Source organism: Streptomyces sp. NPDC049541 (genome assembly GCF_044465725.1).
GTDB lineage: Bacteria > Actinomycetota > Actinomycetes > Streptomycetales > Streptomycetaceae > Streptomyces.
This window is the reverse complement of the sequence record NZ_JBITLY010000018.1, coordinates 56,010-69,502: the sequence shown is the minus strand read 5'-3', so window position 1 is coordinate 69,502 and position 13,493 is coordinate 56,010. Positions and strand designations below refer to the sequence as shown.

The window sequence follows — 13,493 nt, the reverse complement described above, 5'->3', positions numbered from 1 at the left end:
CTTATGAAGTTGCTGCTCAACCCGCCAGGCGGCGGCCGGCGTCCTCGATGCGGTCCGCGATCGAGCCGTTGATGACCTCGTCGCCGACCTGCACCCGGATCCCGCCGAGGACCTCGGGGTCCACGTCGATGTTGAGGTGCATCGTGTGGCCGTAGAGCTTCGCGAGAGCGGCGCCCAGGCGCTGCTTCTGCGCGTCGCTCAGCGGCACCGCCGAGGTCACGACGGCGACCAGCCGGTCCCGGCGCTCGGCGGCGAGCTTGGACAGGGACTCCAGTCCCGCCTCCAGGCTACGTCCCCGCGGCGCGGTCACAAGGCGCGTCACAAGACGCTCGGTCGACGGGACGGCCCGGCCACCGAGCAGCCGGTGCAGCAGCTCGATCTTGGCCGCGGTGCTCGCGGCGCGGTCGGTGAGCGCGGCACGCAGCCCGGTGTTCGAGGAGACGATCCGCCCGAAGCGGAACAGCTCGTCCTCCACGTCGTCGAGCGCGCCCCTCTTCTGCGCGGCGGTGAGCTCGGCGGTGTCCGCCAGCTCCTCCAGCGCGTCCACCAGGTCACGGGACTGCGACCAGCGGGAGCGCACCATGCCGGACACCAGATCGGCAGTCGCCCCGCCGACCTGGGAGCCGAGCAGACGCTGGGCCAGCTCGGCCTTCGCCTCACCGGCCTGCGCCGGGTCGGTCAGGACCCGACGCAGCGACACCTCGCGGTCGAGCAGCGCGGTGACGGCGGCCAGCTCGTCGGCGAGCTTCGTCGCGTCGGCGGACGTGGAGTCCGTCAGCGCGTCGAGACGCTCGCGTGCGGCTGCCAGGGCCTCGCGGCTCGCTCCGTTCATCGGGTGGCCTCGGCCTTCTCCTCGAGCTCGTCGAGGAAGCGGTCGATGACGCGGCTCTGCCGGGCGTGGTCCTCGAGGGACTCACCGACCAGCTTGCCGGCCAGCTCGGTCGCGAGGTGACCGACGTCCTGCCGCAGCGCGGACGCGGCGGCCTTGCGGTCGGCCTCGATCTGCGCGTGACCGGCGGCGACGATCTCCTCGCGCTGCCGCTGGCCCTCGGCGCGCATCTCGGCGATGAGCGCGGCACCCTGCTCCTGCGCCTCCTGGCGCAGACGCGCGGCCTCGTGCCGGGCCTCGGCGAGCTGGGCCTTGTACTGCTCGAGAACGCTCTGCGCCTCGACCTGAGCGGCCTCGGCCTTCTCGATGCCACCTTCGATCGCCTCGCGGCGCTCCTCCAGAACCTTGTTGATGTTCGGGAGCAGCTTCTTCCAGAAGAAGAAGAACACGATGGCGAAGGCGATGGCGCCGACGAGCAGCTCGGGACCGGCCGGGACGAGCGGGTTCTGCTCTTCCTCGGCCGCCAGCTGTACCAGGTTGGCGATCACATCAGTGCCTTTCGTCGATGCGTGTCAGGTAAGGGGTGATTACTTACCGAACACGAACGGCATAACGATGCCGATGAGGGCGAGCGCCTCACAGAACGCGAAGCCGAGGATCTGGTTGGCGCGGATCAGGCCGGCAGCCTCGGGCTGACGGGCGAGAGCCTGGGTGCCGTTACCGAAGATGATGCCGACGCCGACGCCGGGGCCGATGGCCGCGAGGCCGTAGCCGATGGAGCCGACGGAGCCGTGGACACCGGTGGTGGCAGCGAGGGTCTCAAGAGCGGACATGCCGGTTCTTCCTTCTCTTTCATGGACCGGTGGGGGTTGGCCACCGGACGTCTCGGGGGTTGCGGGCGGGTGTTGCTCGGCTCAGTGGTGCTCGGCGAGAGCGCCCTGAATGTAGGAGCAGGCAAGGAGCACGAACACGTACGCCTGGACGGCCTGCACGAAAAGCTCGAAGAGGATCATGACCATGGTCATGATGAAGGAGACGCCGGCCGCCGGGACCATCCAACTGTTCATCAGGTACCAGGAGGCGACGGTGAACATCACCAGCATCAGGTGGCCGGCGAACATGTTGGCGAAGAGTCGCACCGCGTGCGTGAACGGGCGGACCAGCAGGTTCGAGAAGAACTCGATGACCATGACGAGCGGCAGCACGGCACCGAGCGACTTGTCGTACCCGGTGACGTTCTTGAAGAAGCCGACGAAGCCGTGCTTCTTGAAGGTCAGCGAGACCCAAGTGATGTAGACGACCGCAGCCAGCACCGCCGGGAAGGCGATCAACGACGACACCGGGAACTGGGCCAGCGGGATCACCGACCAGATGTTCATGATCCAGATGAAGAAGAACAGCGAGACCATGAGCGGGACGTACTTCTCGCCCTCGCGCTTGCCGAGCGTCTCGTAGACGATGCCGCGGCGCACGAAGTCGTATCCGGCCTCGCCGACCATCTGCAGCTTGCCCGGGACCACCTTGGCCTTACCGAAGGCCAGCGTGAAGAAGGTGATGACGAGCAGCGTGGTGATGAGGGCGAGCAGCATCACCTTGTTGAACTCGAACCCACCGACCGTGACGATCGGCTTGAAGAGAAACGACTGCAGGCCCGGGGCCGGGAAGCCACACCCATTGTCGGACATGATCCGACAACTCCAGTCAAAGGCGAGCTGGGTCTGGTCAGCACTCACCGCGGGCTCCTTCGGCGTGACGCATGGGTACGGCAACCTCGTTGTGTCGGCGCGGCACGCAGCCGCGGGTCGGCACTGGACTGGTGTTACGGATGTGAGGGCGGCTGGGGGGCATCAAGCCTCGCGATCGATCAGGCGTCAGCTCAGATGCCCGCGCCCGCGATGCCGCAGTTGGCACCGGACGATAGCAGGAGATCTCACAAGCCTTTGTCCCGCCCCTGTCCCTCACGACGACGACCCTGTCTTCTCGGACTTTCCACTCTTCTCGGAGTCGGGGTCGATGTAGAAGAGCTTGGCTTTCATGTGCGCACGAGCCTGCGCAGCCATCCACACGACCGTTGCGACGACGAGCGAGACGGCGAACGTCTTCGCGTTGAAGAGGGTGGTGTCCTTGAAGACGGCCACGAAGATCAGGAGCAGCAGGAGCTGAGCGACGTACAGCATCAGCCCCATGGCCTGGAACAACTGCGGGAGCGTTTTTGCCGTCCACTGCAGGACGTACAGACCGATTCCCATGAACAGGATCGCGAGCAGTGTGCCGACCGCCGCACCGAGCGCACCCTTGCCACCGGCGACCGCAGCGCTGACGGCGACGGCAATCGCGCCGACAGCCGCTGTGGGCACAGCGGTCTGCAAGAGGTTCCGGGCGTCATTGGACGGCATGGCGGCAACTCCGCTTTCACAGGGGGGCAGGTGTCGTCATGGACGAGCGTAGTCCCGGATCGAGAGGGGAACTCACTGCCAATGGACCGTCGCACTACGGTCCTTCAGCTCTCTCCGGGGTTCTCGTGAACCGTATCACAAACTATTTGATGCGGTCTTTACCTAGTCGGTGTGCTTGCTGTCACACATGAGAGTGACAGTGCGCGTCTGTGCAGAAACCGAACCGGCTTGTCTGGTATTGGGGGGCTTTGCTCCCCCACGAGTTGGCAATGCTCTAGTCAGATTCTTACCTTGCCGGTCAACGCGAGCGTCAGCGCGAGGAACCGGCCTTGCGGCGGTCCAGGAAGCGCGGACGGGCGCCCAGAGCGGTCGCACCGTTCACTCCGGCCACACCGGCGACGACCGGAGGGCGCTGCTCCTCTTCGATCGCGGTCGCGTGCGCGGGGGTCGACGCGGACTCGGCGACGGCCCGGCGGCGGCGGTAGCGCGGCGGCACGAAGTGCTCGGCCCAGCGCGGGGCGCGCGGGGTGAAGCGCGGCAGCAGCAGGAGCAGCAGGCCGATGGCGCAGAGGAACACGATGCCCAGCACGATCCACATGGAGGCCGAGTTGACCGAGTAGGCGAGGGCACCGAAGGCGATCAGCGCCGACCAGAAGTACATGATCAGGACGGCCCTGCTGTGCGAGTGCCCGATCTCCAGCAGCCGGTGGTGCAGATGCCCGCGGTCCGCGGCGAACGGCGACTGGCCGCGCCAGGTGCGGCGCACGATGGCCAGCACCAGGTCGGCGGCGGGGATCGCGATGATCGTCAGCGGCAGCAGCAGCGGGATGTAGACCGGCACCGTCTGGTGCACGGCCGCCTTCTCGGAGTGGACGTACAGCTGCAGCGCATCGGGGTCGACCTGTCCCGTGATGGAGATCGCACCCGCGGCCAGCACCAGGCCGATCAGCATCGAGCCGGAGTCACCCATGAAGATCCGCGCCGGATGCATGTTGTGCGGCAGGAAGCCGATGCACATGCCAATGAGGATCGCCGAGAAGAGCGTGGCCGGGGCCGCGGCCTCGATGCCGTACGAGTACCAGATCCGGTACGCGTAGAGGAAGAACGCCGCGGCGGCGATGCACACCATGCCGGCGGCGAGACCGTCGAGGCCGTCGACGAAGTTCACCGCGTTGATGGTGATGACGACCAGCGCCACCGTCAGCAGAGTGCCCTGCCACTGGGTCAGCGCCACGTTCCCGACGCCGGGGACCGGCAGCCACAGGATGGTCAGACCCTGCATGACCATGACGCCGGCGGCGATCATCTGGCCGCCCAGCTTGATCAGGGCGTCGATCTCGAACTTGTCGTCCAGGACGCCGATGAGCCAGATGAGCGCCGCTCCGGAGAGCAGCGCCCGCGGTTCGTTGGACTTCTCGAAGACCTCGTTGAGGTTGGTGAGATGGTCCGCGACCAGCAGGCCCGCGCACAGGCCGAAGAACATGGCGATCCCGCCGAGGCGCGGAGTGGGTTCCCGGTGCACGTCACGGGCCCTGATCTCCGGCATGGCTCCGGCCACGATCGCGAACTTCCGTACCGGCCCTGTCAGCAGATACGTCACCGCGGCCGTGATGCAGAGCGTCAGCAGGTATTCACGCACAGGCTTCCCCACAGGTCTCGCTGGCCATCTCAGCCCCACACCCTAGCGACGCACGCATATGAATGGGGACTGCCGGGTAGCGACGATGGTTGCACGCGTGCCTGTGCACGCAGGCTGCACCCAGTGGTACGCAGGTGCGTCTACCCCCGCTCAGCCGGTGTACGGCTGAAATCTACCGGTGAGCTCGCGCACCTGATCACGCGCCTTCTGGCTCTCGGTCCCGCCCCGCAGCACATCCGCCATCAGGGCGGCGATCGAAACCATTTCCTCCTCTCCCATCCCCTGTGTGGTCACGGCCGCCGTGCCGAGCCTGAGGCCACGGGCGTCCCCGTGCGGCAGCGCACAGCAGTCCAGGACCATTCCGGCCGCGGTGAGACGTCCGCGCGCGGTGCGTCCGTCGACTCCGAGGGGCGCCGGGTCGGTGGTGATCAGATGGGTGTCCGTACCGCCGGTGGTGACCACCAGGCCCTCGGCGGCCAGCCGAGCCGCCAGCGCCCGGGCGTTGGCGACCACCTGATGGGCGTACGACCTGAACGCCGGGGTTGCCGCCTCGCCGAAGGCGACGGCCTTGGCGGCGATGGTGTGCATCTGCGCGCCGCCCTGGGTGAAGGGGAAGACGGCCCGGTCGACCCGTTCCGCCAGCTCGCTCCCGCACAGGATCATCCCGCCGCGCGGCCCGCGCAGCACCTTGTGGGTGGTCGCGCAGACCACATCGGCGTACGGCACGGGGCTGGGCGCCGCGCCCCCGGCGACAAGCCCGATGGGATGGGCGGCGTCGGCGATGAGATACGCCCCGACCTCGTCGGCGACCTCGCGGAAGGCGGCGTAGTCGATGTGCCGGGGGTAGGCGATGGAGCCGCACACGATCGCCTTGGGGCGGTGCGTACGGGCGAGGGTGCGCACCTGGTCGTAGTCGATGAGTCCGGTCTCCGCGTCGACGCCGTAGCCGACGAAGTCGAACCAGCGGCCGGAGAAGTTGGCGGGCGAGCCGTGGGTGAGGTGGCCTCCGTACGGGAGGCCGAGGGCGAGGACGGTGTCGCCGGGCCGCAGCAGGGCCGCGTACGCGGCGAGGACGGCCGAAGAGCCGGAGTGGGACTGCACGTTGGCGTGCTCGGCGCCGAAGAGGGCCTTTGCGCGGTCCACGGCGAGGCGCTCGGCGACGTCGACGATCTCGCAGCCGCCGTGGTGGCGGGCGCCCGGGTACCCCTCGGCGTACTTGTTGGCCAACGGCGAGCCGAGCGCGGCCAGCACCGCGGGCGAGGAGAAGTTCTCGGCGGCGATGAGCTGCAGCGTCGTCGACTGCCGGTCACGCTCCCCGAGCAGGATCTCGGCCAGCTCGGGGTCCTGCCGGCGCAGGACATCGGCCTCGAGGGTATGAGTGACCGGCATGATGGGCTCCGGGAGCGTCGACGGTGACGTACGACCAATGTAGGCCCGGTACCGGTGAGCTGCTCGACTGTTACGCCTTCGCGGGGTACCCCGGTGAGCGCTGTGACGCGACGCGTCCGGCGTCAAGCCCGTGCGGGCACCCCCGTCAGCGCCGTCACCACCGGATCCAGCGCCTGGTGTATCTCCTCACCGATGGACCGGAAGAAGGTCAGCGGCGCGCCGTACGGGTCGTACACCTCGTCCGCCTCCGCGGTCGGGGCCAGGAGCCACCCGCGTAGAGCCGCCGCAGCCCGCACCAGCGCACGCGCGCGTGCCACCACGCCGTCCTCCAGGGGCGGCAGCGTCGCGGGGTCTATCGCCCGCACCAGGCGGGTGAACTCCTTCAGGGTGAAGGTGCGCAGGCCCGCCGAGTGGCCCATGGAGATGACCTGGGCGCGGTGGTCGCGGGTCGCCGTCAGGACGAGGTCGGCCATGATGACGTGCTCGTCGAGGAGTTCGCGGCCCGTGAAGCCGGAGGCGTCCGCGCCGAAGTCCGCGAGGACCGCCTCGGCGTTGGCCTCCATGGGCGCACCCTCGTGGCCCCAGGTGCCCGCGCTCTCCACGATCAGCCCGCCCCACAGGGGGTCGCCGAGCCGGTCCGCCAGGGCATGGCGGGTCAGCCGCTCGGTGATCGGCGAGCGGCACACATTGCCGGTGCTGACGTGGAGGATGCGGAAGGTGGTCATGGGGACGCCCTGTTCGAACAGGTTCCCCGTCTCTTCCCCGTTGCCTATGCCACGCCCCGCGTCAGGGGCCGTCAATTCGCCACCTCGAGGTCGGGTACGACCTTCCGCAGCTCGTCCGGCGAGATCGCGCCCTCGCGCAGCAGCACCGGCACCGAGCCGGTGACGTCCACGATGGAGGACGGGACGTTGGCGGGGGTGGGGCCGCCGTCGAGGTACACGGAGACCGAGTCGCCGAGCATCTCCTGCGCGGCGTCGCAGTCCTCGGGGGCGGGGTGCCCGGTCAGGTTCGCCGAGGACACGGCCATGGGGCCGACCTCGGTCAGCAGCTCGATGGCGACCGGGTGCAGCGGCATCCGGATGGCGACCGTGCCCCGGGTGTCCCCCAGGTCCCACTGCAGGGACGGCTGGTGCTTGGCGACCAGGGTGAGCGCGCCGGGCCAGAAGGCGTCGACGAGCTCCCAGGCCGACTCGGAGAAGTCGGTGACGAGACCGTGGAGCGTGTTCGGGGACCCGATGAGCACGGGGGTGGGCATGTTGCGGCCCCGGCCCTTGGCCTCCAGCAGGTCGGCGACCGCCTCCGAGGAGAACGCGTCGGCGCCGATGCCGTACACCGTGTCGGTCGGGAGGACCACGAGCTCGCCACGGCGGACGGCGGACGCGGCTTCGCGCAGACCGGTCGTGCGGTCCGTCGCGTCGTTGGTGTCGTATCGCCGAGCCATGTCTAGCGGGCCTCCTCGTACACGTGATGCGGGATCGATGTCGGGGCGGTGCTCACGGCAGCGCCTTGCGGGCCGTCGCGAACCGGGGGCGGTTGTTGAGGTCCGGGTGGTCGGCCGCGTCGGCCCAGCCCCGCTCCTCCGTGAAGATCCACGGCACCTGGCCGCCCTGGGTGTCGGCGTGCTCGATGACGACGACACCGCCCGGGCGCAGCAGCCGGTGTGCGGTCCGTTCCAGACCGCGGATGAGATCGAGGCCGTCCTCCCCCGAGAACAGGGCGAGTTCGGGATCGTAGTCCCGCGCCTCGGGAGCGACGTACTCCCATTCGGTCAGCGGGATGTACGGCGGGTTGGAGATGACCAGGTCGACCTGGCCGTCGAGGTCCGGGAAGGCGTCGAGGGCGTTGCCCTGGCGCAGGTCGACGCGTGAGCCCTCGACGTTCTTGCGGGTCCACTGGAGCGCTTCCTCGGACAGCTCCACGGCGTGCACCCGCGAGCGCGGCACCTCCTGGGCGAGCGCGAGCGCGATGGCGCCGGAGCCGGTGCACAGGTCGACGATGCAGGGCTCCACGACATCCATGGCACGTACGGCGTCTATGGCCCACCCGACCACGGACTCGGTCTCGGGCCGCGGCACGAACACGCCCGGCCCCACCTGGAGTTCGAGGTAGCGGAAGTAGGCACGCCCGGTGATGTGCTGCAGCGGCTCGCGCTGTTCGCGCCGGGCGATGACCTCCCAGTAGCGGGCGTCGAAGTCCGAGTCCTTCACGGAGTGCAGTTGGCTGCGCTTCACGCCGTGCACGAACGCGGCGAGCTCCTCCGCGTCGGTGCGCGGCGAGGGCACGCCGGCGTCGGCCAGCCGCTGGGTGGCCTGTGCCACCTCTGCGAGCAGCAGGTTCACGCATTCCTCCGTGTCGTACTGGGTCGTGCGCAGGTGCGTTTAGGCGGCCGCCAGCTTGGCCGCCGAGTCCGCGTCGACGCAGGCCTGGATCACCGCGTCGAGGTCGCCGTCCAGGACCTGGTCCAGGTTGTAGGCCTTGAAGCCGACGCGGTGGTCCGAGATGCGATTCTCCGGGAAGTTGTACGTGCGGATCTTCTCGGAGCGGTCGACGGTGCGGACCTGGCTGCGGCGGGCGTCGGCGGCTTCCCTCTCCGCCTCCTCCTGCGCCGCTGCGAGCAGCCTGGAGCGCAGGATACGCATCGCCTGCTCCTTGTTCTGCAGCTGGCTCTTCTCGTTCTGGCAGGAGGCGACGACTCCGGTGGGAATGTGCGTGATGCGCACCGCGGAGTCGGTGGTGTTGACCGACTGGCCGCCGGGTCCGGAGGAGCGGTAGACGTCGATGCGGAGGTCGTTCGGGTTGATCTCGACGTCGACCTCCTCCGCCTCGGGCGTGACGAGCACACCGGCCGCGGAGGTGTGGATACGGCCCTGGGACTCGGTGGCCGGCACGCGCTGCACGCGGTGCACGCCGCCCTCGTACTTCAGCCGGGCCCAGACGCCCTGGCCGGGCTCGGTGGCGCCCTGGCCGCCCTTGGTCTTCACGGCGACCTGGACGTCCTTGTAGCCGCCCAGCTCGGACTCGGTGGCGTCGATGATCTCGGTCTTCCAGCCGACGCGCTCGGCGTACCGGAGGTACATGCGCAGCAGGTCACCGGCGAAGAGCGCGGACTCGTCGCCGCCGGCGCCGGCCTTGATCTCGAGGATCACGTCCTTGTCGTCGGACGGGTCCCGGGGCACGAGCAGCAGGCGCAGCTTCTCGGTCAGTTCCTCGCGCTGCTTCTCCAGCTCCTTGACCTCGGCCGCGAAGTCGGGGTCGTCGGCGGCGAATTCCTTCGCCGTCTCGATGTCGTCGCCGGTCTGCTTCCAGGAGCGGTACGTGGCGACGATCGGGGTGAGCTCGGCGTAGCGCTTGTTCAGCTTGCGCGCGTTGGCCTGGTCGGCGTGGACCGACGGGTCGGCGAGCTTCTTCTCCAGGTCGGCGTGCTCACCGACGAGTTCCTCGACGGCCTCGAACATCTTGGGCTCCTGTACTGCGTGGAAAAAGGGGAAGGCGGGCGACCAAAAACGCCGGTCCCGGCACGCCTGTGAAGGGCGCGGCCGTGGACCGGCGGATGGGAGCCAGCTACTTCTTGGAGCCGGCAGCAGCCTTGCCGAAGCGGGCCTCGAAGCGGGCCACACGGCCACCGGTGTCGAGGATCTTCTGCTTGCCCGTGTAGAACGGGTGGCACTCGGAGCAGACCTCGGCGCGGATGGTGCCGCTGGAGATCGTGCTGCGGGTGGTGAACGACGCGCCACAGGTGCAGCTGACCTGCGTCTCGACGTACTCGGGGTGGATGTCGCGCTTCAAGGTGTCTCCTAGTTTCGGGAGGGCACCGGGTCGCTTCCGCGGGATGCGGGCGCGTGAACCGGGGCCGACGTACCAGTCTGCCAGGACTGGGGCCATCCCCCCAAACCGGGGGTTCGGGTGATCTATTCCCTGCGGGCCGGTGGGGGTTGCTCGCACCCCCTTCAGCCGGCGGTGACCACGCCCTTGGCTTCGCCCGTGGCCGTACCTTGCGTGGCCGACTTCGGGATCTGCTGGTCGTTCTTGAGAGCCGTCCAGACCTGCTCGGCTTTCGCCTTCTCCACTATCACGCGGTTCGGGTCCGACGGGTCGTACTGGACCGGCATCGTGATCATGTGCATGTTGCTGGAGCTGATGCTCTTCAGGCCGTTGGCGAAGCCCATGAGGGAGTTGACCGAACCCAGGTCGGAGTCGGTCGTCACGGCCTTGGTGGCGGTGTCGGCGAGGTCGTAGAGCTTCTTCGGGCTGGTGAAGACGCCGACGTGCTTGACCTGCTCGACCAGGGCCTTGATGAAGGCCTGCTGGAGCTGGATGCGGCCGAGGTCGGAGCCGTCGCCGACGCCGTGCCGGGTGCGGACCAGGCCGAGGGCCTGCTCGCCGTCGAGCGTGTGCGTGCCGGCCTTGAGGTCGAGATGGCTCTGCGCGTCCTTGATGTTCTTGGTGGTGGTGACCGGGACGCCGCCGAGCTCGTCGATGAGCTTCTCGAAGCCGCTGAAGTCGACCTCGAGGTAGTGGTCCATGCGCAGCCCGGTGATCGACTCCACGGTCTTCACGGCGCAGGCGGCGCCCCCGGTGGAGTACGCGGTGTTGAACATGACGCCGTTCTCGGCGGGATGTGTCTTGCCGTTCGTGTCGGTGCACTCGGGGCGGTCGATGAGGGTGTCGCGGGGCATGGAGACCACGCCGGCCTTCTTGTGGCCCTTGTAGACGTGCACGATCATCGCCGTGTCGGAGCGGGCGCTGCCGTCGTCGGTGCCGCCGCCGAGCTTCTTGTTGCTGCCCGAGCGGCTGTCCGAGCCGAGGACCAGGATGTTCTCGGAACCGTTGTCGACCTTCGTCGGCCGGTGCGTGCCCAGGGCCGAGTCGATGTCGACGCTCTTGATGTTGCCGTTGAGCTTGAAGTAGAGGTAACCGGCTCCGGTGCCGCCCAGCACGACGATGCCCGCGGCGGTCCACACCGCGATCAGCAGGCCTCTGCGGCGCGTGCTGCGGGGCTTGCGGCGACGGCCCTTGGCTCGGCCGCGCGTGCCGTTGATGCCGGACTCTCCCGGTATGCCGGGTTCCGGCGTGCTCTCGGCGGACATGTGCTCCTCGTTCTCGTCCGGTCGGTTACCCCCTGCTTTCAGGGACAGGCCCGTCGGTCACGGATACGCGTCGTACCGCACCATCGTCACTCCGTCGGGTCAGACGGAGGAACTCGGGAAAGGGTTGCACAACGCTCTGTGCCCGACCCGTGGAAGGCCGGACACAGAGCGTCACGGGGAGGTTCGGGCGTAACCCGCTCACCTGCGGTTTCAGCCGAGGATGTCGTACTGCTGGAAACCGGTACCGAGCGAGATCCTTGTGGCAAAGATCCCACTCGACGCCTGGCCGGTGCCCGGGTAGAGGTACAGCGTGCCGCCGGGCGTGCGGGCCAGGAAGTCGGCCTTGCCGTCCCCGGTCACATCCCCCACGGCGTCGAGGGTGTTGTACGTGGTGGTGCTCCAGGTGCGGACGTTGATCCGGCTGGAGAACGCCCCGGAACCGGCCGTACCGGTGCCGCGGTACAGGTAGATGTAGCCGGTGCTCTTCTGACGCGCGATCAGGTCGGCCTTGCCGTCGCCGTTGAAGTCGCCGTGGCCGAGCAGGGCGGTGTACTGGTTCCAGCCGGTGCCGACCTTCACCGGCGTACCGAAGGTGCCGTCGCCCTTGCCCGGGTAGATCCACAGGGTGCCGCCGGAGTCGACGGAGAGCAGGTCGGGCTTGTAGTCGCCGGTGACGTCACCGGGGGCGACGACACGGGTGCGGGTGGACCAGTTGCTGAAGATCTGCGTCCTGGTCCAGGAGCTGCTGGCGGGCACGTAGTGCTCCCAGTAGACCGCGCCGGTGGAGCTGCGCAGGACGAAGTCCTGGTAGCCGTCCCGGTTGAGGTCGGTCTGCAGGATCACGTTGTAGCCGCTGAAGGAGCCCCAGGAGATCCGGGAGGCCAGCGAGGTGCCCTTGGAGTCCAGCTCGTAACCGGTCTTGGTGGAGGAGTTGCGCAGGAACAGGTCGGCCTTGGAGTCGCCGTTCAGGTTGGTGTCGTCGATGCGCGGGTAGGCGGCGCCGACGTAGCTGCGGACCTTGGTGAAGACGCTGTAGTCGCCCTTCGCCACGCAGTTCTCGACACCCCAGGAGACGACGCCCACGATCCGGTTGTTGACGATCAGGGGGCCACCGGAGTCACCGTTGCAGGACGCCTTGGTGCCGCTGTCGCTGCCGCTCTGCGTGCCGGCGCACACCATGTGGCCCGCGACGTAGTCCGAGCCGTAGGCGGTGGTGCAGGTGCTGTCGGCGTGGATGGTCAGCTGCGCCGACTGCAGGGTCTGCGCGATGTCGTTGCTGGTGGAGCTGGTACGGCCCCAGCCGTAGAGCGTGGCGACGGTGCCGCCCGCGTACGAGGCGGTGTCGGTGGACGTCGTCATGCGGACCGGCGTCGCCTTGACGGGGTTCGGCAGCGTGAGCACGGCGATGTCGTCGTCGGGGGCGCCGTTGGTCGTCGCGGCGTACGACGGGTGGTTCCACTGCCGCCAGACGCCGGCGACCGTGCCGCCGTGCAGGTCGGTGCTGCCGTCGCTGTTGGTGGTCGGCAACTGGTTCGTGCCGGTGACGACCGCGCCGTACGCGTGCCAGTTGAAGCCCTTGACGCAGTGCGCGGCGGTGAGGATCTTCGTCGGCGAGACGACGGTACCGCCGCAGAAGAAGCTGACGTCGTCGCTCGTGTCGGTGGTGCCCTTGTCGTCGTCGTACCAGAGCTGCGCCATGAACGGCGCCGAGGTGATGGCGGTGTCCGTGCCGCCGATGACCATCGGGCTGATGGTGGAGCCGCCGGTGCCGGTGCTCGTGCTGCCGCCGGTGGCGCCGCTGGTGGTCTTCGACGACTTCGTCGTCTTCCTGCCCATGGCGGCGTCGGTGGCGAGGGCCCCGGAGACGCGCCGCTCCAGCTCGGACTGCGACGGCGAGGTCATGGCCGGCTTCACATGAGGTGTCGCGGACGGCGCGGCGTTCGCGGACGAGGTCAGCAGCGCGGCGGCGACGGCCGCGACGAGGCCGGTCGCGGCGACCGGCAGGGCAAGGCGTATCCGGCGTCTGTGACGGCCACTGCCGGACAGGGATGTGGACAACAAGTCCCCCAGTGAGACAAGTGATGGATGGGGCGCCTGGTGCGCCCCATCCCATTCAGCGCCAAAAGGCCGTTCATCGTCACTGATGTGAC

14 protein-coding genes are annotated in these 13,493 nt (G+C 68.7%); all 14 read right to left on the bottom strand.

Going from position 1 to position 13,493, the window contains the following annotated elements:
* Positions 1–16: 16 nt before the first annotated feature.
* Positions 17–832 (bottom strand): F0F1 ATP synthase subunit delta, encoded by an 816-nt coding sequence (locus ACIBW9_RS40195; protein WP_398963110.1) that lies wholly within the window; start codon positions 830–832, stop codon positions 17–19.
* The gene (locus ACIBW9_RS40190) at positions 829–1,377 is read right to left on the bottom strand and encodes a F0F1 ATP synthase subunit B (protein ID WP_344399118.1); all 549 of its coding nucleotides are present in this window, start codon (positions 1,375–1,377) and stop codon (positions 829–831) included. Before ACIBW9_RS40190 ends, ACIBW9_RS40195 begins: the two co-directional genes overlap by 4 nt.
* A 39-nt stretch (positions 1,378–1,416) precedes the next feature.
* On the bottom strand, positions 1,417–1,662 hold the full coding sequence (locus tag ACIBW9_RS40185; protein WP_115905876.1) for a F0F1 ATP synthase subunit C: 246 nt from the start codon (positions 1,660–1,662) through the stop codon (positions 1,417–1,419).
* Between the two features lie 81 nt (positions 1,663–1,743).
* Positions 1,744–2,514, bottom strand: coding sequence for a F0F1 ATP synthase subunit A (gene atpB / locus ACIBW9_RS40180; RefSeq protein WP_398963106.1), 771 nt, complete (start codon positions 2,512–2,514; stop codon positions 1,744–1,746).
* Between the two features lie 273 nt (positions 2,515–2,787).
* The gene (locus tag ACIBW9_RS40175; protein ID WP_344399119.1) at positions 2,788–3,225 is read right to left on the bottom strand and encodes a hypothetical protein; all 438 of its coding nucleotides are present in this window, start codon (positions 3,223–3,225) and stop codon (positions 2,788–2,790) included.
* Positions 3,226–3,535: 310 nt separating this feature from the next.
* The gene (locus tag ACIBW9_RS40170) at positions 3,536–4,864 is read right to left on the bottom strand and encodes an MraY family glycosyltransferase (protein WP_398963103.1); all 1,329 of its coding nucleotides are present in this window, start codon (positions 4,862–4,864) and stop codon (positions 3,536–3,538) included.
* A 150-nt stretch (positions 4,865–5,014) separates the two neighbouring features.
* Positions 5,015–6,253, bottom strand: a complete 1,239-nt coding sequence (gene glyA / locus ACIBW9_RS40165) for a serine hydroxymethyltransferase (protein ID WP_398963100.1) — start codon at positions 6,251–6,253, stop codon at positions 5,015–5,017.
* A gap of 122 nt (positions 6,254–6,375) precedes the next feature.
* Complete coding sequence (locus ACIBW9_RS40160) at positions 6,376–7,053, bottom strand: protein-tyrosine-phosphatase (RefSeq protein WP_398963097.1); 678 nt, start codon at positions 7,051–7,053, stop codon at positions 6,376–6,378.
* The gene (locus ACIBW9_RS40155; RefSeq protein ID WP_398963094.1) at positions 7,050–7,697 is read right to left on the bottom strand and encodes an L-threonylcarbamoyladenylate synthase; all 648 of its coding nucleotides are present in this window, start codon (positions 7,695–7,697) and stop codon (positions 7,050–7,052) included. Before ACIBW9_RS40155 ends, ACIBW9_RS40160 begins: the two co-directional genes overlap by 4 nt.
* A gap of 52 nt (positions 7,698–7,749) precedes the next feature.
* Positions 7,750–8,595 (bottom strand): peptide chain release factor N(5)-glutamine methyltransferase, encoded by an 846-nt coding sequence (gene prmC, locus ACIBW9_RS40150; protein WP_030928668.1) that lies wholly within the window; start codon positions 8,593–8,595, stop codon positions 7,750–7,752.
* A 39-nt stretch (positions 8,596–8,634) separates the two neighbouring features.
* Positions 8,635–9,711: a peptide chain release factor 1 gene (gene prfA, locus ACIBW9_RS40145; RefSeq protein ID WP_344399125.1), complete on the bottom strand. Its 1,077-nt coding sequence runs from the start codon at positions 9,709–9,711 to the stop codon at positions 8,635–8,637.
* 106 nt (positions 9,712–9,817) lie between these two features.
* On the bottom strand, positions 9,818–10,042 hold the full coding sequence (gene rpmE / locus ACIBW9_RS40140) for a 50S ribosomal protein L31 (RefSeq protein ID WP_019753312.1): 225 nt from the start codon (positions 10,040–10,042) through the stop codon (positions 9,818–9,820).
* A 161-nt stretch (positions 10,043–10,203) separates the two neighbouring features.
* On the bottom strand, positions 10,204–11,343 hold the full coding sequence (locus ACIBW9_RS40135; RefSeq protein ID WP_398963090.1) for an LCP family protein: 1,140 nt from the start codon (positions 11,341–11,343) through the stop codon (positions 10,204–10,206).
* 210 nt (positions 11,344–11,553) lie between these two features.
* On the bottom strand, positions 11,554–13,401 hold the full coding sequence (locus ACIBW9_RS40130) for a trypsin-like serine protease (RefSeq protein WP_398963261.1): 1,848 nt from the start codon (positions 13,399–13,401) through the stop codon (positions 11,554–11,556).
* Between the last annotated feature and the right edge of the window lie 92 nt (positions 13,402–13,493).